Annotated in this window: 21 protein-coding genes; 1 reads left to right on the forward strand and 20 read right to left on the reverse strand. The window is 47.0% G+C overall.

Annotation, left to right across the window (positions count from 1 at the left end):
• Positions 1-67 precede the first annotated feature (67 nt).
• A complete protein-coding gene (locus tag AC50YO_RS02725) occupies positions 68-685 on the forward strand; it encodes a TetR/AcrR family transcriptional regulator (RefSeq protein ID WP_494842874.1) in 618 nt (205 codons plus the stop codon).
• A 73-nt stretch (positions 686-758) separates the two neighbouring features.
• Here the strand turns inward: AC50YO_RS02725 and AC50YO_RS02730 are convergent, their stop codons facing one another.
• The 20 genes from AC50YO_RS02730 to cobU form a co-directional block, all read right to left on the reverse strand.
• On the reverse strand, positions 759-1,547 hold the full coding sequence (locus tag AC50YO_RS02730; protein WP_494842876.1) for an undecaprenyl-diphosphate phosphatase: 789 nt from the start codon (positions 1,545-1,547) through the stop codon (positions 759-761).
• A 186-nt stretch (positions 1,548-1,733) separates the two neighbouring features.
• Entirely contained in the window at positions 1,734-2,084 is a 351-nt protein-coding gene (locus AC50YO_RS02735) for a helix-turn-helix domain-containing protein (RefSeq protein ID WP_494842878.1), read from the reverse strand.
• A gap of 875 nt (positions 2,085-2,959) precedes the next feature.
• Positions 2,960-4,246 carry a hemolysin family protein gene (locus tag AC50YO_RS02740; RefSeq protein WP_494842880.1) on the reverse strand — a complete coding sequence of 429 codons (1,287 nt, stop codon included), beginning with the start codon at positions 4,244-4,246 and terminating at the stop codon, positions 2,960-2,962.
• Between the two features lie 149 nt (positions 4,247-4,395).
• Complete coding sequence (locus AC50YO_RS02745; protein ID WP_494842882.1) at positions 4,396-4,755, reverse strand: Lin0512 family protein; 360 nt, start codon at positions 4,753-4,755, stop codon at positions 4,396-4,398.
• A gap of 28 nt (positions 4,756-4,783) precedes the next feature.
• Positions 4,784-5,923 carry a DUF3900 domain-containing protein gene (locus AC50YO_RS02750; RefSeq protein ID WP_494842884.1) on the reverse strand — a complete coding sequence of 380 codons (1,140 nt, stop codon included), beginning with the start codon at positions 5,921-5,923 and terminating at the stop codon, positions 4,784-4,786.
• Between the two features lie 22 nt (positions 5,924-5,945).
• Entirely contained in the window at positions 5,946-7,031 is a 1,086-nt protein-coding gene (locus tag AC50YO_RS02755) for a nitric oxide synthase oxygenase (protein ID WP_494842886.1), read from the reverse strand.
• On the reverse strand, positions 7,018-7,860 hold the full coding sequence (locus AC50YO_RS02760) for an EcsC family protein (protein ID WP_494842888.1): 843 nt from the start codon (positions 7,858-7,860) through the stop codon (positions 7,018-7,020). The genes AC50YO_RS02755 and AC50YO_RS02760 overlap by 14 nt, the downstream gene beginning before the upstream one ends.
• A 55-nt stretch (positions 7,861-7,915) precedes the next feature.
• Positions 7,916-8,602 carry a molybdate ABC transporter permease subunit gene (gene modB, locus AC50YO_RS02765; RefSeq protein WP_494842890.1) on the reverse strand — a complete coding sequence of 229 codons (687 nt, stop codon included), beginning with the start codon at positions 8,600-8,602 and terminating at the stop codon, positions 7,916-7,918.
• A gap of 98 nt (positions 8,603-8,700) precedes the next feature.
• Positions 8,701-9,129: a disulfide oxidoreductase gene (locus tag AC50YO_RS02770; protein WP_494843243.1), complete on the reverse strand. Its 429-nt coding sequence runs from the start codon at positions 9,127-9,129 to the stop codon at positions 8,701-8,703.
• Between the two features lie 18 nt (positions 9,130-9,147).
• A complete protein-coding gene (locus tag AC50YO_RS02775) occupies positions 9,148-9,840 on the reverse strand; it encodes a DsbA family protein (protein WP_494842892.1) in 693 nt (230 codons plus the stop codon).
• A 97-nt stretch (positions 9,841-9,937) separates the two neighbouring features.
• A complete protein-coding gene (locus AC50YO_RS02780) occupies positions 9,938-12,022 on the reverse strand; it encodes a HelD family protein (RefSeq protein WP_494842894.1) in 2,085 nt (694 codons plus the stop codon).
• Between the two features lie 95 nt (positions 12,023-12,117).
• Positions 12,118-12,399: a DUF1294 domain-containing protein gene (locus AC50YO_RS02785; RefSeq protein WP_494842896.1), complete on the reverse strand. Its 282-nt coding sequence runs from the start codon at positions 12,397-12,399 to the stop codon at positions 12,118-12,120.
• Between the two features lie 28 nt (positions 12,400-12,427).
• The gene (gene hrpB, locus AC50YO_RS02790; RefSeq protein WP_494843245.1) at positions 12,428-14,908 is read right to left on the reverse strand and encodes an ATP-dependent helicase HrpB; all 2,481 of its coding nucleotides are present in this window, start codon (positions 14,906-14,908) and stop codon (positions 12,428-12,430) included.
• Between the two features lie 58 nt (positions 14,909-14,966).
• Positions 14,967-15,791, reverse strand: a complete 825-nt coding sequence (locus tag AC50YO_RS02795) for a hypothetical protein (protein WP_494842898.1) — start codon at positions 15,789-15,791, stop codon at positions 14,967-14,969.
• 26 nt (positions 15,792-15,817) lie between these two features.
• Positions 15,818-16,768 carry a magnesium/cobalt transporter CorA gene (gene corA / locus AC50YO_RS02800; protein WP_494842900.1) on the reverse strand — a complete coding sequence of 317 codons (951 nt, stop codon included), beginning with the start codon at positions 16,766-16,768 and terminating at the stop codon, positions 15,818-15,820.
• Between the two features lie 115 nt (positions 16,769-16,883).
• Positions 16,884-17,594, reverse strand: a complete 711-nt coding sequence (locus AC50YO_RS02805; protein ID WP_494842902.1) for an adenosylcobinamide amidohydrolase — start codon at positions 17,592-17,594, stop codon at positions 16,884-16,886.
• A gap of 90 nt (positions 17,595-17,684) precedes the next feature.
• Entirely contained in the window at positions 17,685-18,773 is a 1,089-nt protein-coding gene (locus AC50YO_RS02810; RefSeq protein ID WP_494842904.1) for a pyridoxal phosphate-dependent aminotransferase, read from the reverse strand.
• 17 nt (positions 18,774-18,790) lie between these two features.
• A complete protein-coding gene (gene cobS / locus AC50YO_RS02815) occupies positions 18,791-19,606 on the reverse strand; it encodes an adenosylcobinamide-GDP ribazoletransferase (RefSeq protein WP_494842906.1) in 816 nt (271 codons plus the stop codon).
• Positions 19,588-20,568, reverse strand: a complete 981-nt coding sequence (gene cbiB, locus AC50YO_RS02820; RefSeq protein ID WP_494843247.1) for an adenosylcobinamide-phosphate synthase CbiB — start codon at positions 20,566-20,568, stop codon at positions 19,588-19,590. Before cbiB ends, cobS begins: the two co-directional genes overlap by 19 nt.
• Positions 20,565-21,173, reverse strand: coding sequence for a bifunctional adenosylcobinamide kinase/adenosylcobinamide-phosphate guanylyltransferase (gene cobU, locus AC50YO_RS02825; protein ID WP_494842908.1), 609 nt, complete (start codon positions 21,171-21,173; stop codon positions 20,565-20,567). Before cobU ends, cbiB begins: the two co-directional genes overlap by 4 nt.
• Positions 21,174-21,175: the final 2 nt, after the last annotated feature.

Here is a 21,175-nt window from a genome sequence, read left to right on the forward strand (position 1 = left end):
ATATATACCCAAAGGTTAATTAATCAACATTTATTTATTACGAATTAAAGAACAAGGGGAATTACTTATGGAAAAGCAACCTAAGCGCAAACCCGGGCGGCCCAAGCAAACAGGGACCAGTGTTCCAACAATGGATCATATTTTACGTATCGCCTCATACCAGTTCATGGAGCATGGATTTGAAAAAGTATCTTTAGAAGGTGTAGCCAAGGCTTGTGGAGTTACAAAAGCGAGCGTCTATTACTACTTTAATAATAAAGCCGTTCTATTCACTAATTCATTGGTTTTTGTCCTCACCATGGCCTATGAACAGACCAAAAAATTAATTTTAGGCCCCGGCACGTTACAAGAACGACTGCTTATTATTGCAGAGCGGCATATGGGCAATGCCCATGTTGACTTCGAGACAATGATGCGGGAAGCTTCTACCGGATTAACAGAAGAACAAATTAATCAAATCCGCTCTAGTGAGAGCAAGCTGCATGAGCTGCTGGCTGACGTCTTCGAGCAGGCAATGGAGAGTAAAGAGATCGTTCGAAGCAATCCTTTGCTGCTGGCTCATGCTTATACGGCGATGCTGACGGTTCGTAACCGCAAGGAGATCGTTAATGATGATCAGTCGCTGAGAATGTCCGCTGAAGCTATCGTTCAGCTATTTTGGCATGGTATTGCGCCACGTTCATAAAGAGGATAGGCTTAGGGCTCTCCCCCATCTTACTTAGATAGGCACGAGAGTCCCGCCAACTTCTTCTGGCTGTTCAGATGATAATAAAAGCAAAGGCAACAGCCAGAGCAAAACGATAATACGCGAACCAGGACAGCCTCAGTTTTTTGATTAAATTTAGAAAAGTGACAATCGCTATCGTCGCTACAGTGAAGGCAGCCAGCAATCCGATCAGGAACAGCGGGAGATCTGCCATTGTAAGGAAATCCCTGCTTTTATACAGATCGATGCCACTAGCTCCTGCCATGATAGGGACCGATACCAAGAACGTAAACTCTGCCGCTGCCTTCTGGCTGGTGCCAAAAAACAACCCGCCAGATATCGTTGAACCAGAGCGTGAAAAGCCTGGCCACAAAGCGAGCACTTGAAAAAAACCGATCGCTAACGCCTGTTTATACGTTATTTCATCAAGCTCCTCCGCGGTCACTTTGCGTTTAATTCGGTCAGCTGCGATCATGAGAAATCCTCCTGCTATGAGCCCGATTAATACTGTGACTGGACTGAACAAATATTGTTTGATCAGGCCATGGAGCAGCACACCGAACACCCCTGCAGGAATAAGCGCTAGAGCGATATGTATAACATTCAGGCCCCTATTTTTCTTCACATTGAAATTGAGCAAGGAAACGAACCGTTTTCGATACAGCATAAGAACGGCAAGCACCGCACCGAATTGGACCACAACCTCGAAGGTCTTCGCTCGATCATCCGTGAAATTTAATAGTTCCGCTGTTAGAATTAGGTGGCCTGTCGAGGATACCGGCAAAAACTCCGTTAACCCTTCTATTATTCCCAGTATAATTGCATTTAATAAATCTCCCATAAGCAGCTCCCTCCCCTGTACTCCTGTCCTATATGAATATTAGTGTGGGGCGGGAATTATACAATGAACTTGGACACCACCTGTTCTCATCGATTTTAAACAAAGGCTCTATTCAGTATTGATTTGAGCTATAAAATTAACCGTATTCCGTAGAACGCGGTTAATTATGCTGATGAGTCTTTGAGGTCAGTATTTATTAAGCATATTGTATTCAATCCATTTTTCTATCTCAGTTTCATTAAAATATTTTTGATTACCAATGTCGAGGAATGGAATGAACCTATATGTGTCGTAAGATTGAAGTCCCGCTTTTTGTCCAACTTGACTCTTAATAAGCACATCAAATTCTTTTAATGAAATTCCTAAGTATTGTGCTGCCTCGTCAGAAGTCATTAGAGCTTTCGTCTGAGCAGTATTGTTTTGAGCTTGTACTAAGTGTTCATTGTTTAACCCATTAGTTACTATCCAAGCTGATAAAATAAGGCATCCTCCAAATACAATAATGGAAATTGGCAACAAGATATTTTCTTTTTTCATTGTTTCTCCCCTCCATAACAAAAAATATGCTGTCTATATAACGGAACCAATTCAAATAATGTTTCAAAATTTTGGCAGAAAAACTATTGAGTGGTCTATTCATCTTTCTTTCAGTGGCTGCGGCATTTAACCGCTTTTCGCTTTCGTCCAAGCCATCGACAACCCATTAATTTTACGAAAATAAGAAAATGCTCCCCGAAGCCTATGGCTGGAATAACCTCTTTTGCCTTCAATTTTGAGACATGATTGCCATATGGCATAAATTGATATAATTTAATTGCTAATTTTGCTCAAAAACGAACCTGCTTCGCTAATTGGTGAAGCACATTACGTTAATCACCTCTATATGACGATAGAAAAATCAAACTGTGAACCGAGGTTCACTAGTGAGAAACCAAGCTGCTTGACTAAGAACCTTAATGGCGCTAAACTTCCATTTAGCTTGTAAAGTCATTTTATTAGCGAAATTAGCCTCATCAAACAGCGTAAATGCCTCACTACCGACTTATCATCACAATACGTACTTGAGCTAGCTTTTTCTTGTTTGCTTATGATCTATCCTACAAAAATTCCAAAAGCAAATTATTAGCCAAGGAGAAGCATCGTGTGTAAGCTTTCGCTAATTGATGAAGCGTATTACGTTAATTCAAGTAAAATACGGTGGGATGGTACGTGTTAGCAGTCAACCAGCGCTTGATCTAACGATATATGTTCACTCAGTTTGTCAATCAATCAATGGTTTAGAAACATATGCTAATATGTGAGTATTCAGCAGCTTTCCTATAAGTAAATTTAAGGACTGAAAAAAGCTTCAAATCCATCTCATTTATGGATTTGAAGCTTTTTCTGAACCACTTTTGACTATTAGCTGCTTTCTATTCGGATTCCTTCACGTTAATTTCTATAATCCGAATGCGATGCTTATCTTTTTTCTTAATGATAAAGGTCAATCCCTCATAGCTCCACGGCTCATTAATCGGCAATTCCGGATTCCTATTGTACAGCCAGCCGCCGATGGAATCGACATCATGACTTTCCAGATGACTGCCTATCGCTTCATTCACGTCACTGATTAGTGCTTTTCCATCAATCATGAACCGGTTCTTGTCAATCACTTCAATCTCTCTCACTTCATCCTCGTCAAATTCATCTCGGATCTCGCCTACAATCTCCTCCACGATATCTTCAATCGTAATAAGTCCGGATGTTCCGCCATATTCGTCCATCAAGATAGCAATGTGGACACTTTCCTGCTGCATTTTGCTAAGCAGCTTTTTAATCGGAATAACCTCCGGCACCGACATCGCTGTTTGCAGCAGCATGGATACCTCCGTCTCCTGATCAATGAAATAGCGCATAAAAAACTGCTTCGTATTAATGATTCCGATAATATTGTCTTTACTGCCTTGCGCTACGGGAAAACGGGTATATTGCTCGCGGTGAATGATTGCCATATTTTCTTCTCGCGATTTCTCCATATATAGACAGACCATATCGGTTCGAGGAACCATAATTTCGCGCGCGAGCCGTTCATCGAATTCGAATATGCGATTGACATAACTTAACTCGCTTTGATTGATTTTGCCGCTCTCGAAGCTTTCGGACATCACATGCCTTATTTCTTCTTCTGACAATGTCTCATGCTCCCCGGTCGGCTTATAGCCAAGTAAACGGACGAGCGTATTAGCAGAACCATTGAGCAGCCATATAAACGGATACATGATGCGGTAAAACCAAATGATGATCGGTGCCGTGAACTGGCTTACCTGCTCCGCTCGAAGAATAGCTAATGTCTTGGGCGCCAATTCCCCAAGCACCACATGCAAGTAGGTCACAATAACAAATGAAATGATGAAGGAAAGAATATCAGTCAAATTGTTATCCAATTGAAGCCAATTGAATAAGGGATGGAGCAATTGATGAATCGTTGGTTCACCGAGCCAGCCTAAGCCAAGCGCTGTAATCGTAATGCCAAGCTGGCAGGCTGATAAGTAGCTGTCCAAATGCTCGACTATGGTTTCAACAGCTTTTGCATTTTTGGCCCCTTCCTGCACCATTTGATTAATACGGCTAGTCCGAAGACGAACAACAGCGAACTCGGTCGCGACAAAAAAGGCCGAACAAACGAGCAATACGGCAAATAACGTCAATTTTATAGCCATGAGGATCTCCTTTGTCATAAATAAGCTTCTCCATAGGATTCCCACAGTGCTTCAAATCAAGTCAAGCGAATGCTCCTCTACTGTTCCGCTATATCCATAAAAAAAGACCATGAAGTTGGCTGATACAGCCTCTTCTGGTCCTGTTTGCATTAATATCCCACTTCTACTGAAGCATTAACAATATAAATAAGATCATTCTTGTCATCTTTATCCGGAAGGACCACGCCGCTTGTCGTCAGCATGCCGCCATCCATAATCTCCACCGTAACTTCACCGTATGGCAGAGCCGCCTTGACCTGCTCCACATCAAGCTTTTCCTTATCACAGGGAACAGCGAGCTTGACATGGACCTTCATTTGCTCAAGAGAGCCGCCAGGCAAGACTGAACGGAGGCCCGGCATAGAGTTATGGTGAATCGCATTTTGTACGGCACGAACAGCTGCTTTCGTTATATTTTGTCCATGCAGATCGCAGCCCATGCCAATTTCTATAAAGAATAAATTATTCATCGTAATTCCTCCTCTTCAAATAGGAAATTTACCAAGGAACATCATCATTATTGGAATTTGAATCGGCAGGCTCTAACGGCAATATAGCCGGTGGCTCCTCTGGCTTGTTCGTTCCAATAATCGGCATAATTTCTTCCAAATCAGGCGGCTGCAGCAGCTCCACTGGCGACATCCCTTTGTCGAATTGAAAGGAATCGCCTTCAATAACGACGACATAACGACCATTGTGCTTGGCAAAATGAAGTGCTGTGCCAAATTCAGCCAATAGACCTTTAATCGTAATATTATCGAGCTTGAATACAAAAGGCAAATCGGGCTTCTGCTCAACAAGAGCGGCTGACGCAACAGAGACCTGCTCATGTGACCAGTATTCATGCAAATCACGCTTTTCGCTTGCTGCCCATACTTCAATGGCATTCTCTTCCTCACGCCGTTCGGTACTTTCAGGAGCATCCTGCCACTTGTCCTCCATATACTGTTGGACCATTCCAAGCACCTGCTCACCCATGACTTCCGGCAATGGCTTCTCATAAGATACATATTTCAAGAAGTCCTCAAAGTAACGGGCGTGGGATGCCTGATGGATTTTGAGCTCCCAATGCTCAAGCATACCTTCCTCTGGCATATGGGGATATTGAATCGATTTCATATTTCTAGCGCTGATAGCCATTTCCACATGTGAAATCAAGTTGTGCTCATCCGAAATTCGGGCAATCTTCGGCTCGAAATCACATTTCATTAGAAACAGAAACGGTTCATCGAAGTAAGTATTAAGCTTCGCACGCGCAATAATAAATGCCCCGCCCCGAACTGCACTCGTATCCATATAAATATGAACAAGCTCATCCGCTATGCCAATAAAACGCTCCTTGCTGTCGGCTTCACGCAGCCTTTGGAATAAGTTGTAGTTCGGGTTGCTGCCCAGCTCATAGCCAGGTTCAACCATGAAGCGCCCGATCTTCGTAGGCGCATTCTCCGTATTTGGATTGCGTTCTACCTTCCTCTTAACGATTCGTTTGAATTCCCCATCTAGGAATCGTTTAATCTCGCTATGCTCATAATCTGCCTCATCCAGTGTTTGATAATGCTTGTACCTTTTGGCAGATGTACTTTCATCCCCGTCGGTAATAATAACGAAAAAGGACAAATGCTCCATCATGAAATCCATCTATGTTTCCCCCATGCAATAATTAATAAGGCGCTTCTTGGTAACTGAACAGAGGCTTCACTTCCGTGTCATCGAAGCCGCGATGCCATATGGCAGTAGTTGTAGGAGACATCGGAGGAATAAGCCATGACCAGCGGCCAGTTACAGCTCTTCCCTGATCCTGCTCCTGCTTCTCGAATCGAAGGAACTGTTCAGCAGCCGTATGGTGATCAACGATACTGACGCCTTGAAGCTTATAGGAATGAATAACCGCAAGGTTCAATTCTGCAAGCGCTCTGTCCTTCCAAAGCGATGTATTCGTCGTTGTATCGAGTCCCATGAGCTCTGCTACATTAGGCAGCTGATTATATCGTTCGCGATCAGCCAAATTACGAGCACCGATCTCCGTCCCCATGTACCAGCCGTTGAACGGTGCTGCTGTATAGGTGATGCCCCCTATTTCAAGCTTCATATCCGAGATGAGAGGCACAGCATACCATTGAAGACGCAGCGTATCGAATCGTTCTAGGTCAGGATGCGTTAATTGCACCTCCAGTGCAATCCCCTCGGGCAATCCATACCAGTTCGGTGCTTCCTCATCAAGTTGAACGACCAGAGGCAGAATATCATAAGGGGTGCCAGCTCCACGCCAGCCCAGCGCCATACATTGCTCTGTAAAAGCGATAGAAGCTGGATCGCCAACTACACCTTTCTCTGTCTGATAACCGGCGTAGCGGATTAATTGATGATTCCATATCCGAACATGTCGCCTGTGCTGCTGTGGGGCGAATATCGTAATCGTCGGGCGTATTCGTCCGTCGTTAGTTGCATAGTTAATATGGTGAAATATCGCTTCGGCAATGGCGTCGGACTCTTGCAATTCGCGCCTGTCCAGCACAGTGAGCGATTGCCAGAATAATCGGCCAATACAACGATTGCTGTTGCGCCAAGCTAATTTGGCACCGTGCTCAAGCTCTTCGAAAGTATGTTCATAAAATCCAGTAGCTGCAATAGATTGCCTGATTTCGTCCAATCGGCTCTCTAGCTCGGATTCAGACTTGCCTAATTCGTTATAGCAAACCATTATGAATTGTTCAGCTTCTTTATAAAGCTGCTCAGTCGTTCCCATCCTGCTGTTCCCTACCTTCTGCAAGCTTAAGTAACACTCTTCTTTTACGATACAGCATTTTCGCAGCCTCCGCTACATCATTCAGCATTCCCCTGTTAATGAAAGCACCGAATAATATGCCGGCTACCGGTATCATTTGAAACAGCTTTTTCCATCCGAAATTATCGCGATAGACCATAACAACTTCCTTCCAGCCCTGCAGCTGGGAGAACATTTGCTGATTGCGATGATCCGCGTCAAAAACAGCCAGCTCCTCCAATACTGCCTTCTTTCCAACAATATCAGCCGAAGCGAATTGCAGCACCTTAATGGTGAACACTCGTTCTTCCTTCAGCTTGGGATCGAACCCATAGCTGATGGCAATTTCCTGAATAATCTTCAACGATAAGCCAAGAATGAGAGGAATATCGACTGCCAGAGTAAATATGCCGCCTATGCCTGTGGTTGCTCCTTGCATCGTAGCAAGTGCTGCGCGACTGGCTGCAAGCTGATCCGTCGTCTTGTCCATCACAGCTAATGGCAGTCTGGCGCACTGCTCTAATGTCATCGTCTCTTCTTCATCAGGAGAAGATGCATTCCGATTCAAGTGTTGCAGCACGCTTTTTTCTGATACGAGATATTGGCCGCCATTTTGTATGTAGTTGCCCATTTCTTCAACAGCTTGTCCAAGCTTCTGTTGGATGAATCGAGGCGTTAATTTATCGAGCAGCATGAAAGGAAGTCTCCCCAGCTTCTCCCAGAACCATATATCCTTCTGATCCTTCTCCCATGCTATTATTTCTTGCAAAGCTTTATTTAACTGCTCCTCAGTATCCACTATTGCTGTCATCTGCATGCCGCCTCCTTATTTGCTCCTACTAATACGACTAAGGCCCGATAAGGGTTCAATCTTTGGGGAATGAATCATTCTTCATTCGTCCTGTTAAAAACAACAAAAGGAAAGAGACAGAAACAAGCGATATCGTCCAAGCCCACGCTAATTGCGTATTGCCGGATTCAACAGCGCTATAGATTGCAGCAGGTGTCGTCTGCGTCACTCCAGGAATATTACCCGCAACCATTAAGGTTGCACCGAACTCCCCCAGTCCTCTAGTAAATCCAAGAATGTAGGCGGTCAGCAGCGATCGCCCTGCAAGCGGCAGCGTAATAAACTTAAGCACCTGCCATTCGCTCCCTCCGGCTGAGCGTGCCGCATCCTCGAGATGCTTGTCCACCATAAGAAAGCCATTCTTCATCGTCTGATAGACGAGTGGAAAAGCTACGACTACAGCAGCAATAACACCCGCTCCCCACGTGAACACAATAGACCTATCGAACAACCATTCATACCATTGCCCAATTGTACTTCTGCGTCCAAGCAGAACAAGCAGCAGGAAACCAACAACCGTTGGAGGAAGCACTAATGGCAGCATGAATAAGGTCTCGATGACTGCTTGTCCTCTTCGCTTCCTTCTTGCCATCCACCAGGCTGCGGCTGTGCCCAATATAATAACCAAGATACTTGCTGTAAAAGCTATTTTTAAAGACAGCGCAAGCGGCGCCGCCCACTCTTCCCATGTCCAATGTAGCAAGCTGCTTCACTCCGATACCGTTTCCTAGATCCTTTTCATCGTACAACACCCATAAAAAAACTCCAAGCAGCTAGACGCCGCTTGGAGTATAAGCCTTATTAATCCTGACGACGACGCGCCAGCAGTAGAAATACTGTAATAAGTATAAATGCCGTTAACGCCATTAAAGGAATGGTAATAAATCCGAGCCAATTCAAATAATCGAAGTTGCATGGTATTCCGGATTTACACGGAACGATTTCGCCAAGCTTAGGAAACCAGATTTCAATATTGTGATAAAGAGAAATGATCATTCCTATAATGCTGATTGGCAATGCATAACTGACAATTCGGCGATCGCCGCGGTAACAGGCGATACCTAGAATAATTGTTAGCGGATACATAAAAATCCGTTGATACCAACATAGATCGCATGGAGCATAACCTGCTATCTCACTGAAGTACAAGCTGCCGCCTGCGGCAGCTAGCGAGACAACCCAAGCCAAATACAGACCGTAGCGTTTCAACCAAGATTCATTCTTCTCCATAATGGTCGTCAATGGCAACTACTCCCCCAGCGCGTTATCAATTGCAGACTTAATGCCTTCATAGCTCAACGTTCCGGTATAGAACTTGCCGTTAATAAAGAGGGCTGGTGTTCCTTGTACTTTCATCGGGCGTACAAGCGATTCGTCTTCTTCTACGTCTTTCATATAAGTCTTGTTGTCTATATCTTTTCTCAACAGATCAAAGTCGATTGGTAGATTGGCGTCCTTGGCAATTTGAACCAAGAAGTCCGGCGTTGCCCACTGGGTACGCTCATCGCCTTGCTTCTCATAAATAGCCTTATAATAAGGCCAGAAAGCTTCTTTATTCTGATTGTGAACCGCTTCTGCTGCTAGTGCTGCTGTAACGGAGTCCGGACCGATAAACGGATAATTCACGAAATAAAAGGATGCTTTGCCTGTTTCGATATACTCTTTGTCTAACAGAGGCTTAACGTTGTCTGTAAAGTTTTTGCAGGCAGGACATTTGTAATCACCGAACTCCACAATTTTGACAGGAGCGGCAGCAGTTCCTTGCATTGGCAGCCTGTCATAATTAAATTCGACTGGCTTGGACTGGTTGTTAATGCCAAGAACGATTACCGCAATAACAGCTACCAGGCCTAAAGTAAGAAAAATAAGCGATTTGTTCGAGCCAGACTTTTTGTGCGCTTGCTGTTTACTAGAGTTGTACGATGTCTTTGTTTTCCCCAATGCTAATCAAATCCCTTCTTTTTTTGAATCCTGTAGCAATTGTAGTTACAAGCCATGCTGAAGTCAAGCACTCGCGAAAAGTTCTCGCCCTAGTGTCTTAAGCTTCTTGATCTCCGATAAGCGGAGTTAGCGCAGCACATGTTAGTAGTTTCAGCTTATGTAGAGCGCGCGTACAACCAACATATAGAAGTTTGGCGTCAGATTCAGTATAAGCAAATTCACTCGCATCTGCAATCAGAACGGCATCAAATTCCAGACCTTTCGACAAATATACAGGCACGACGGTCAAGCCTCCGCCATATTCAGGCTGCTTGCTCTGGACAAGCGATGCTTCCATGCCAACGGACAATAAATATTCATGGATGGTCACACATTGCTGTGCAGTCCGTCCAATAACGGATATCGTCTGATATTCACCGCCAGCCTTCCATTCTTGCAAAGAAGCTGCAATTTTGGGGAGAAAATCAATTTCTTCTATAGCTTCTACTTCTACAGGATCGCCGCTGCGGAACACCGGTACAGCAGGCTTGACACCGTTGCCCATCGCCCCAAGAATCCGATTAGCAAACTCGATAATTTCTGTCGTAGAGCGGTAGCTGCGGTTCAGCTCGAAATAATCGGTCTGCTCATCGCTGAATAATTCCGTAAGCTCATTCCAGCGCTCAATCCCCGCATAAGCATGTATTCCCTGCTGCAAATCGCCGAGTACAGTCATTGATGGTGTACGCTGGCAAAGACGAAGCGCCTCCAGTTGAAACGGCGAATAATCCTGAGCTTCATCAATGACAATATGATCATACGGAGGTATAGACAGACCATGCAAGCGTAAATGAATGTAGACTAGCGGCGCCAAATCCTCGGCATCAACCACTTTGCTCTTCAGCCTTGCGCTGGTCGAGACAGCAATTGCCTTAGGCACGTTCGGAAGAGCTTGCTTCCCTTGGAACAGGGTCGCATAGAGCTGAGGCGCCGTATATGATGGAATTTTTTTGGAGTAGGCATTGAGCTTGGCAGAAGCTTTGGCGCGTACCTTCTTGTCCGCAACTCCCCGCATTTTCAGCTCCGACTCGAACCATCTTTTGATCCGGCTGACCAATCGGTCTCTCTTCTTCATCAACGGCTCGTCGCCGTAATCGGTAGTGAACAACGTCATCATCGTCTCGGGTTGAAGGACTAAGCCTGGCAGCGGTTCAAAAGGCACAACGGGGACAATCCTCTGTTCGAGTTCATTGAGATAGTGATCGACATCCGCTTTGAAGGCCAAGGAGCCCTTCCAGCGGCTGGATGAGCTGAGCATCTCTTCTGTTGTGCGTTGCTCTTCGAACCAATGAGACAGCGTATCTGCCTGATTGCTGAGTGCGACCTCCAGACCCAGAAGCTCAAGCGACCAATCCGCAAAAGTCGTCTGTTGAATATCGCCGACTCCGAGTTCCGGAAGCACGCCAGATATGTAGGCAAGGAACATTCGGTTCGGTGCAAATATAATCATCCGCTCTGCCTTAATTCGGCCTGCATATTGATACAGCAAAAAAGCTAACCGATGCAGCGCTACCGTCGTCTTGCCACTGCCTGCAACGCCCTGAATAAATAAAGCTTTGCCGCGTTCCGATCGGATAATTCTATCCTGCTCATGCTGAATCGTTGAGACGATATCACGTAAGCGATTGTCTTTGTTCTCGCCAAGGCGATACAAAAGAAACTCATCGGTTACGGATTCCTCCTCCTGCCCTCTCGTGAAGCTATCGACCATCCGAACTAGCTCACCATCTCTTACCATCAAATTGCGTTTCAGGTGGACATAGCCTTCAATTTCGCCTTCAGGAGATTCATACGAGATCGAAGCTTCTCCGCCTGTAAAAGAATAGAATAGGCTCGCAACAGGCGCGCGCCAATCAATGACAATCAACTCATTGCTCGCTTGCTTGGCTACCCCTGCTTTACCAATATAGAGCGGTGTACTGGACTCTTGCGGAATTTCTTGAAAATCAATTCTGCCGAAGTAAGGCTCGCGAAAGGCGATTTCAAGCCTTTGCTTGCGTTCCTCACGCTGCAAATCGAGCATCTGCTCGGTAAAGTCGTCACCCGTATAACGGGGACCAATTCCTTTAAGCTGAGAAATAATTTCTTCCAGCGCACTTGCCAAGTGCTGTTTCTCTTCTTGATAGGCACTTTGAACCTTCATGTCAGTTACCTCCTAAGAATATGGGTCTTAAAAAAACGAGTACCCAATATAACATAACTCAGACTGCGGAAGCAATCATTGCTGCTTATTTACTCTTAATTGCCCGATAAAAAATAAAAAACAGCGACATTAAGCAAGATTAGCAAGGGAAGACCCACTGTGAACGAAGTATGCTTCGTTTTATGACGCCAGACCCTCATACCAATCCATCCGCCTAGAGCCCCTCCAAGCGCACTAAGCACGAACAGTCTCTTCTCAGGAATTCTCCTTTGCTTCTGACGGGCTAACTGCTTATCGATCCCCATAAGGACGAAGGTCCAAATATTAATAACTATCGCATATATCCCTAATAGTTCTACTGAAATGAGAATCCCCACCCTTCCTCTATTATTGTATCGCGTATCCTTACATACGAGGCTTTGTACGATTCGTTGGTTGTGCTGTATAGGGATCATCCGGCCAATAATGCTTCGGATAACGTCCCTTCAAATCCTTTTTCACTTCAAAATAAGCCTGGCTCCAAAAGCTCGCCAAGTCTCTCGTTACCTGAACTGGCCGCTGTGACGGCGACAATAGATGCAGCGTCAGCGGCAGTCTCCCGCCTGCCAGAAGCGGCGTTTCCTTCAAGCCGAACAACTCCTGCAGTCTCACTGCTAGGAACGGAGACTCGTGATCACTGTAATCAATCGGAATGCGGGAGCCGCTTGGAACTATGATATGTGTCGGGATTTGCTCGTCTAACGTCTGGCGCTGCTTCCATGTAAGCATGGATTCCAGCAACTGGACCATATTCAATCGCTGCAAGTCGTTACGATTCTTCATCCCGATCAGATGCGGAAGCAGCCATTGCTCCATGCTGGCGAGAAGAGCCTGTTCTGTCGCCTCTGGCCAATCATTATGATAGGCCGCCATTAGCTTCATGCGTGCTTGCAGCTGCCTCGCCTGCTTACTCATAGGGAGCAGCTCTAAGCCGCTTATCCGAATACCTTCTAATAAAGCATGAGCAACCAGCTCTGGGGCAGGCTGTGCTAGAGGCGTTTCCTTAACGAGGATAGCTCCTAGACGAACACGCTGCCTGGCTCTAACGGATTGTGACTGGGCATCCCATTCAACAGATTGTTCCTGCTCTAACTGGATGCCCTTAACATGATCAAGAGCTTCAATATGAAGCTCTGCAGCAAGGCGAATTCTGCTCTCGCTTCCCGTATCATCCAGCTCTGCCGCTGCCAAATAAGCAGCGCGGGATAACGGCTGGACTTCCGGCAAGACAGCACCCCTGCCGTTTGCCAGCAAGTAACGTCCATCAGCGCGGCGCTGAGCAATACGATCAGGATAAGCAAGTGAGAGCAGCAGCCCATAATGGACTTGTTTTGTCTCTGCTCCTTCATGCTTGCCTTTATCCGTGCCAAGCACTCTGCTCCATTGAGCAGCTTGTGCCATAATTCGCTGGACAGCTCTCTGATCTATACTGGCAGCAGGCCTGCGCAGCGTTGCATGTCGCATCGCTATATCCACATTTCTCTCCTGTGGCAGCAAATCCCGTTCACTTAGAATGGCGGCCAATTCACAAGCAGGCTCGGTTAAGCCCATTTCTGCAGCTTGCAGCAGCATACAGCCGAGCCTTGGATGCAGACCAAGCTTCGCAATTTGATTGCCCCAATGGGTCGGTTTGCCAGCTTCATCAATAACACCGAGCATTCGCAATAATTGTCTAGCTTGTATAAAGGCAGCTTGTGGAGGCAGTGTCAGCCATCCAAGCTCATCCGGCTCCCGAATGCCCCATACAGCTAATTCTAATGCCAGCGGAGCCAAGTCAGCCTCAAGCAGCTCTGGTGCATTATACTCCTGCAAGTACAATTGCTCTTGCTCTGTCCATAATCTATAACAGACCCCTGCTGCTAATCGTCCAGCCCGTCCACGTCGCTGATCCGCCGAAGCCTTGGATACTGGAATCGTCTCAAGTCTTGTCATTCCCGTCCGCGGAGAAAAGCGAGGCACCCTCATCAAGCCGCTGTCTACGACAATTCGAATGCCTTCCACCGTCAAGCTGGACTCAGCAATGGACGTTGCTAATACGATTTTCCGTTCACCGGGCTTACAAAGACCGATGGCAGCATCCTGCTCTTCCAGCGGCAAGCTACCGTGAAGCTCGGTGACTCGCAGTGTAGTCTCAAGCCTTGCTTGGGCAAGAAGCGCAGCAGTACGGCGAATTTCTCCCCGCCCGGGCAAGAAGGCAAGCAAGTCTCCCTCATGCTCCTGCACGGCCTGAATGATGGTCTGAGCGACTTCCTTTTCTAGCTTCCCTTCCATTCTTGCCCTTCGATAGATCGTTTCGATCGGGTATACTCGTCCTGTACTCGCAATAATCGGCGCATCGCCCAGCAAGGCACCAACTGATTCAGCATCCAAAGTCGCTGACATGACAAGCAAGCGCAAATCCTCACGCTGCAGGGCCTGTGATTGCAGACTTAGTGCCAAGCCTAGATCCCCATGCAAATGCCGTTCATGAAATTCATCGAATAGCACCGCACCAACCTGCTCTAGCGCAGGGTCTTCCTGAAGCATCCTCGTCAGTACACCCTCTGTCACTACCTCGATGCGCGTACGTGTACTCACCTTGGTGTCCAAGCGAACACGATAACCAACGGTTTCTCCAATTGGTTCCTCGAGCGTTCTCGCCATATGCTTAGCAGCAGAACGTGCGGCTAGCCGACGAGGCTCCAGCATGACGATTTTACGCCCATTCAGCCATGGCTCCTCAAGCAGTGCAAGCGGAACACGTGTCGTCTTGCCTGCACCCGGCTCTGCGACAAGCACAGCATTATTGCCTTCCCGAAGAACCTTCAATAACTCCGGGAGGACACTCTCAATGGGCAAATGATTCATAACTAATGTGTTCACCTCGATAATTAATGCTATTAACAAAATTAATTAATGACATGAATCATTTTACAATTCGCATCATTTGTACAACAGGACGTGCGTCCCCTGTAAGAACAGCTTCCTTGCTGCGCAGTTGAGAAGAGCCATCTCCATCAAGGAAAATGCCATCAACCAACTGGCCTTCCCCTACCTTCTCCAGAATGGCTTCCCGGAATGAAGCCAATGTTCCTCTCGTACTGCTTACAACAAGATATAGCCTATTCTCCTCATCATAGACAGCTGCCGAACGCAATCTTTCTTCATTTGCAAAAGGCGCCTGCTCAGCCTCGATCTGCTGTATCCAATCCATGCCTTCCGCAAGGGACATGCTGATCCCACCTTGTGCCCAGAACCTAGTGTTATCCTTGACCTTCAGTTCAGAAGCATCGCGGACGATCTGCACGGACAAACGATCAGCCGATCCGTCCCATACGAGCGTTCCACGCGCATATTTACTGTTGGCTGCACCATTGCCATAATCGCCTGAAGCGCCATTAACCGGAATGCTATTAACTACTGCAATGCTAAGCAAGGCTTCCTCATAAAAAAAACCGCCATTGATACCGTAATAAGGCGTTAAAGCTACATTGTTATTGACCTTGGTCAGCGTTACATTAGAAGGCTTGGTCTTCAAGGTGTGAAGCTCCATTCCGTTCGATGCCATTACAGTCTCATAAGAATAAGAATAAGGACGCTCTTCGGCGGCATGCTCACTGCTGCTCTTGCCCTGTAAGGAATGAATCATCGCATAGAGCAGCAATGCGCCAGCAACCACTACGGCAATCATGATGCCCGTTATTTGCCAGACTCTCTTTTTGGTTAGCGTATTTGCTTTTCCATTGTCCATGGTGTAACCATTCCCCTATCTTTTTATCAGTCAAACCAGCCTTTGCGCCGGAACCATACGAACATCCCAGACCCTAGCAGCAGCATGAGGCCTAGTACGCCAAAGTAGCCCCAATGCCAATTCAATTCCGGCATGTTAGTGAAGTTCATTCCATAAATTCCGGCTAAAAAAGTCAGCGGCATAAAAATGGTCGTAATGACGGTTAAAGTTTTCATAATCGAATTCATTCGGTTAGCATTATAAGACATGAAGCTGTCGCGCAGATCAGCCGTCATCTCACGGCAAGCATCCGTCATCTCCGAGAGCTTGAGCAGATGGTCATAAACATCATGATAAAAAGCGATATACTGGCTTAATCCGTTAATTCGCTGTGTATTCAGGATACGGTATAGCAAATCCCTCATTGGCAGGACTGTCTTGCGGATGCGCACCAGCCGTGACCGTATGCTGAATATTTCATCCATTGCCGTCTGGCTGGAGCCCATGCTCCCTCCTACCTCCATATCAAGAACCTGCTCCTCCAACTCCTGTACAGCAGGGAAATATTGATCAACAAGCTGATCTATAACCATATAAGCAGCGAACAAATGCCCATCCTTCCCCAGCTTCGGCGATAGGGGAACCTTCAGCCAAGCATCATCCAGCTCGACGGACGATTGATAGTGATAGGTTACGATAAACCGAGGTCCGAGGAATAGGTTAACCTCCTGCACGAACAACGTCTCGGGATGAATGGAATGCAGGACGAAAAAATTGACCTCATCGTAATGATCCAGTTTAGGCCGTTGCAGCAAATGATAGCAATCCTCAATCGCGAGCGGATGAAAATGAAAATAGGTTTCCAGCAATCGGCATTCCTCTTCACTCGGATTACAGAAATCTACCCAGTACCAATCTACTTCTGTCTCTCTCAAATCTTCCAGCGTCAAGTCGTAGTTCCACTGCTGCTCCTTCGTCCTCGCCATTATTCGAATCAAGCGGCACACCCTCCAATATATACAAGCACACTATGCATTTCTATTATTCTACCTTGTACACAAGTATCTGTAATTAACTATGCGCAAAAATAAAGCACGCAGCATAGCCAAGCATCTAGCTCTCATGCTGCGTACGGCAGGCCTCGTGCACCGTATCGTATACGAGTCTGCCGATTGCATTGCCAATCGTCGTGGCTGCCCCCGCATAGGCATGAACAGCCTTATATTGCTTATTGCCGCTTACGCCGATCACAATTGCATCTGTTGTAGTCCCCGTTGCAATTAAGCCATTGTCATAGTCCGTTATATTCAAATCCTGAAGCGCCGCAGCCTTTGCCTCCGCATAAGTAATGACGGCATTCACCATTGCGGAATCCGTCATTTGGCCGTCAATCAGCAAGAGTGTGTTAATCGTTCCTGCCGTATAGGCAGAGAAGGTCTCGCGAGGCATGCCTGCACGAGCCGCATTCCTCGTCCCTGAAGTTGTACAGCACAGCATTTTGAAGCAGTCGCCTTCTATTTCAACGATGGATGCATGGCTGATCTTGGCAGCAGTCAGCAGACAGACTGTACGGTCTTCCTCATAATTCCATTCTCGAAATTGCCGACCTATATCGGCTACAGGATCATCACAGTCATAAGGAATGGGAACCTTCCAATTAATGATTCGATTAGCGTCCGCGAAGCCGCCCAAATGTACAGCGCTGCTTAACGTGCGAAGCATGGTTGGCGTATTTGCTTCAATTCTGTTGTCGAGGAGCTTCAGTTCCACTCCCTCCCACAGAGTAGATTGATAATGGACGCCTGAACGGAAAGGCTGGCTCATCGCTCGAACTCCCCCGTCCTCAATTGCAGGCTTAAGAGCAGTTGATTAGGATAATCACTCATTCTGTCTGCCATTCTTATCTACTCCCTTCTATTCCTGTAGCTTATCCATGCAGCGGGACATAATCTCCAGCAGCTTCTCATTATGATGGCGCAGCTTAACTGCAATGCGGCAATATCGGTCATCCAGACCGATGAACAAGGAGCCATCTCGAATAAGCACTCCTAATTTCCCCATCTCCCGTTGGAGGTTTGATGAAGTTAGCCCGGGCTGCTCTGGCAACTGCAGGAGTAAGTAGTTGGTCTTGCTTGGGATGACAATTATGCCGAGCTGCTCCAGCTTATCCGTCAGCCAAGCCCGCTCCTCAATCAACCAATTCAGCGTTCTTGACGAATAATCCTTCTCTGCAAGAACCGCTTGTCCAAGCTGTTGAGCTAAGGAATTCACACTCCACGGCACCTGCAGTTGACGCAGTGCAGCAATAGAGTCTGGCTCTCCAACGATATAGCCGAGCCGAATGCCTGGTATAGCGTAGAACTTAGTCATGGAGCGTATGACATACAAACGTTCCGTGCAGGAAGCCTCCTCTACTAAGCTATATTTATCTTCCTCTAAGACAAAATCAATAAAGGCTTCATCTACAACAACGGTTGCCCCTCTTCGGACGAGCTTGCGAATCAGCTCAGGATCGACTAATCTTCCCGTAGGATTATTTGGCGAGCCGAACATATAGAAGCTGACTTCTGCAGCTGCCGAAGCTTGGATTCCGTGCTCAGTCAAGTCAAAGGAAGATTGTGAATCGAGCATGATCGGCGCAATTCCACTGTTAATTTTGTGAACCGCATCCCCATACTCAGCAAAGCCGGGGAACGCAAGCCCAGCTACACTCGGATGTACAGCACGTACGACGAGATCGATTAATTCGGCAGCGCCGTTTCCTATGAGAATGGACTGCTCATTAATTTGATGCTTCTCCGCCAGATCCTTCCTTAATTGCCTTACGGCCGGATCAGGATAAGAGCCTATCGTATCCGCATAGCCGAGCAGCGTTTTTTTTACCGATTCAGGCGGCCCTAATGGATTCATATTGGAGCTGAAATCGATGAATTGATGCGCAGGCAGCTCGAACATTTCCTCTGCTGTTCTCAAATCGCCGCCATGTCCATAACGTTCAAGCATTACAGTAACACCTCATTCTAACTAATATTAATTACGTATAAAAGCACGGCTAACAACAAGACCGCCTCTATTGCCTCATTCAAAGCGCCATAAGTATCTCCAGTCAGTCCGCCCAGTTTCCTATTAAGCCACATGGACATCCATACGCCTGTGCACAAAGTAAGTATAAAGCAACCAGCGGTGATTGACATCATTGATGGAAAAGACAGACCACTGATCTGGGCGCACAATAGAGTCGCGGCACCCGTCAGAGCAAGACCGGCAAGGACATGCCGAATCGAGGCCTGCTGGAATAATGCGCCTACGCCTTCTCCCTTCCTGGCGCTTGGCCAAATCACAATCGCTGCTGACATCCACCAGCGGCTCCACAAAGGAATAATAGTAATGAGCGGGAGAATAGTTAGCGATTCCTCCTGCTGCAACAGCTCGGCAAGCACCGCAAACTTTAATAACAATAGCAGAATCGCCGCTAGAACGCCCATCGCACCAACTCGGCTATCCTTCATAATTTCCAGCATGCGCTCCTTAGACCGATGACTAAGCACGCCATCTGCCGTGTCCATCCAACCATCCAGATGCAGACCGCCGCTAAGAGCAACCCAGAAAGCTAACAGCAGCACGGCTGCTGGCAAGGGAGGAATAACGATGCTCAGCCCTCCATACGCAGCTGCCAGTCCAGCTCCAACTACAATTCCGGCAATTGGGAAATAAATAACGCTTTTGCCCAATACCTTTTCTTCAAAAGGAACCTGCAGCGGGATGGGAAGACGAGTTAGAAATTGCAATGCTGCAATTAGAGCTTGTCCATGCTGCTTCAACGCAGAAAATACCATAACGTCAACACCCCTGCCATTAATAGCATACTAACCGCATATAACAATCGAACCGTTCGAATGATGTCCTTCGCTTCAAGGACACGGGTGGGCCAGCCCATTCTTGCCCGTTCGCTTGGGCTTCCAAAATAATAGTTAAGTCCACCGAGCTCTATTCCTAATGCACCTGCAACGGCTGATTCAGGAATGCCGCTGTTCGGACTTGGATGAAGCCGAGCGAACTGCCGTATAGCAACTATTGCTCGTGCAGCAGACATCCCGGGCTGCGGCCAAGCCGATATGGCGAGCAGAATCCCCGTTAATCTCGCGGGGATGTAATTTAGCACATCATCCGTTCGTGCCGAACACCAGCCGAAGTGAATATATTTTTCATTACGATAACCGACCATAGAATCCAGAGTATTAGCAGCTCGATACAGCATGGCAAGCGGTGCTGCTCCAAGGAATGCGAACAGAATTGGCGCAACGAATGCATCAACTGTATTCTCTGCGACAGTCTCGACAGCTGCGCGCGAGGCCTCCGATTCATTCAATGAATCGGTATCTCTTCCGACGATATAACCTACATACTTGCGAGCCTCTTCGATATGCCCCTTGGTTAATGGACGATACACAAGCATGGCGGCCTCCTTCAAGCCTTTTACAGCGATCGTAGTAGAAATAAACCAAGCAGTGACCGCATAACCGAGCCAAGGATGAATCCAAGCAGCAACGGCTGTGATACCCCACATCACTAAGAAGGAGACTGCTAGCGTTAGGATGGTCAATACGGCGCCTGCCGCTCTAATCTGCGCCGGGCTTTTGCCTTGTTCCTTCGCACGCAGCCATTGCTCCAGAGCGCGAATAAGCCGACCGATCCGAATAACAGGATGGGTCGGCCATTTTGGATCGCCAATAATCCAATCAATTGCAATTGCCGCTGCAATCAGTAGCAAGTTTTCTTGCAAGGTGTAAAAGATCATAAATTCTCCCATTGGAACGCCTGTGATTTCAATTCAATCGGAATGCCAGCAGTCACCAAAAATACCCGATCACATACGGAGGCGATTAATTGATTAAGACGGCCAGCCTCGTCACGGAACCATCTGCCAAGAGGATAAGCGGGTACAACCCCGTCACCGACTTCGTTTGTTACGAAGATGACCGGGAAGGTGCATCTTTCCACACAATGCACCAATTCTAATACGCGCTGCAGTACCCATTCCTTTTCATCCAGATCGGCTTGCTCCAGCTTCTCCTCTTCAGCAAGCATGAGCCAATTCGTCAGCCATAGCGTTAGACAATCTACTAAGACGACAGGGGGCTTCATCCCTTGGCTTGTGATGGAATGTGCAGCAGCTATAAGGGTTTCAAGCTGCTCTACCAATGCAGTCGGCTCCTCTATAGTCCTCCATTGGAATCCTGACTCCGAACGAGTGCGCTTATGCTTGCCAATTCGTTCGGCCATTTCCTCATCCCACACTCGGCTGGTAGCCAGGTAGATTGCTTCATCGCCCAGACGGTAACAGAGCTGCTCCGCGAAGGAGCTTTTGCCGCTTCGTGCCCCGCCTGTCACTAATATCGCCATTT

The organism is Paenibacillus sp. J22P59 (assembly GCF_059383895.1).

Excerpts from the sequence above, each read along its gene's own strand:
- AC50YO_RS02725 (WP_494842874.1), top strand. The coding sequence starts at position 68 with ATGGAAAAGCAACCTAAGCGCAAACCCGGGCGGCCCAAGCAAACAGGG.
- AC50YO_RS02730 (WP_494842876.1), bottom strand. The coding sequence starts at position 1,547 with ATGGGAGATTTATTAAATGCAATTATACTGGGAATAATAGAAGGGTTA.
- AC50YO_RS02735 (WP_494842878.1), bottom strand. The coding sequence starts at position 2,084 with ATGAAAAAAGAAAATATCTTGTTGCCAATTTCCATTATTGTATTTGGA.
- AC50YO_RS02740 (WP_494842880.1), bottom strand. The coding sequence starts at position 4,246 with ATGGCTATAAAATTGACGTTATTTGCCGTATTGCTCGTTTGTTCGGCC.
- AC50YO_RS02745 (WP_494842882.1), bottom strand. The coding sequence starts at position 4,755 with ATGAATAATTTATTCTTTATAGAAATTGGCATGGGCTGCGATCTGCAT.
- AC50YO_RS02750 (WP_494842884.1), bottom strand. The coding sequence starts at position 5,923 with ATGGATTTCATGATGGAGCATTTGTCCTTTTTCGTTATTATTACCGAC.
- AC50YO_RS02755 (WP_494842886.1), bottom strand. The coding sequence starts at position 7,031 with ATGGGAACGACTGAGCAGCTTTATAAAGAAGCTGAACAATTCATAATG.
- AC50YO_RS02760 (WP_494842888.1), bottom strand. The coding sequence starts at position 7,860 with ATGACAGCAATAGTGGATACTGAGGAGCAGTTAAATAAAGCTTTGCAA.
- AC50YO_RS02770 (WP_494843243.1), bottom strand. The coding sequence starts at position 9,129 with ATGGAGAAGAATGAATCTTGGTTGAAACGCTACGGTCTGTATTTGGCT.
- AC50YO_RS02780 (WP_494842894.1), bottom strand. The coding sequence starts at position 12,022 with ATGAAGGTTCAAAGTGCCTATCAAGAAGAGAAACAGCACTTGGCAAGT.
- hrpB (WP_494843245.1), bottom strand. The coding sequence starts at position 14,908 with ATGAATCATTTGCCCATTGAGAGTGTCCTCCCGGAGTTATTGAAGGTT.
- AC50YO_RS02795 (WP_494842898.1), bottom strand. The coding sequence starts at position 15,791 with ATGGACAATGGAAAAGCAAATACGCTAACCAAAAAGAGAGTCTGGCAA.
- AC50YO_RS02805 (WP_494842902.1), bottom strand. The coding sequence starts at position 17,594 with ATGAGCCAGCCTTTCCGTTCAGGCGTCCATTATCAATCTACTCTGTGG.
- AC50YO_RS02810 (WP_494842904.1), bottom strand. The coding sequence starts at position 18,773 with ATGCTTGAACGTTATGGACATGGCGGCGATTTGAGAACAGCAGAGGAA.
- cobS (WP_494842906.1), bottom strand. The coding sequence starts at position 19,606 with ATGGTATTTTCTGCGTTGAAGCAGCATGGACAAGCTCTAATTGCAGCA.
- cbiB (WP_494843247.1), bottom strand. The coding sequence starts at position 20,568 with ATGATCTTTTACACCTTGCAAGAAAACTTGCTACTGATTGCAGCGGCA.
- cobU (WP_494842908.1), bottom strand. The coding sequence starts at position 21,173 with ATGGCGATATTAGTGACAGGCGGGGCACGAAGCGGCAAAAGCTCCTTC.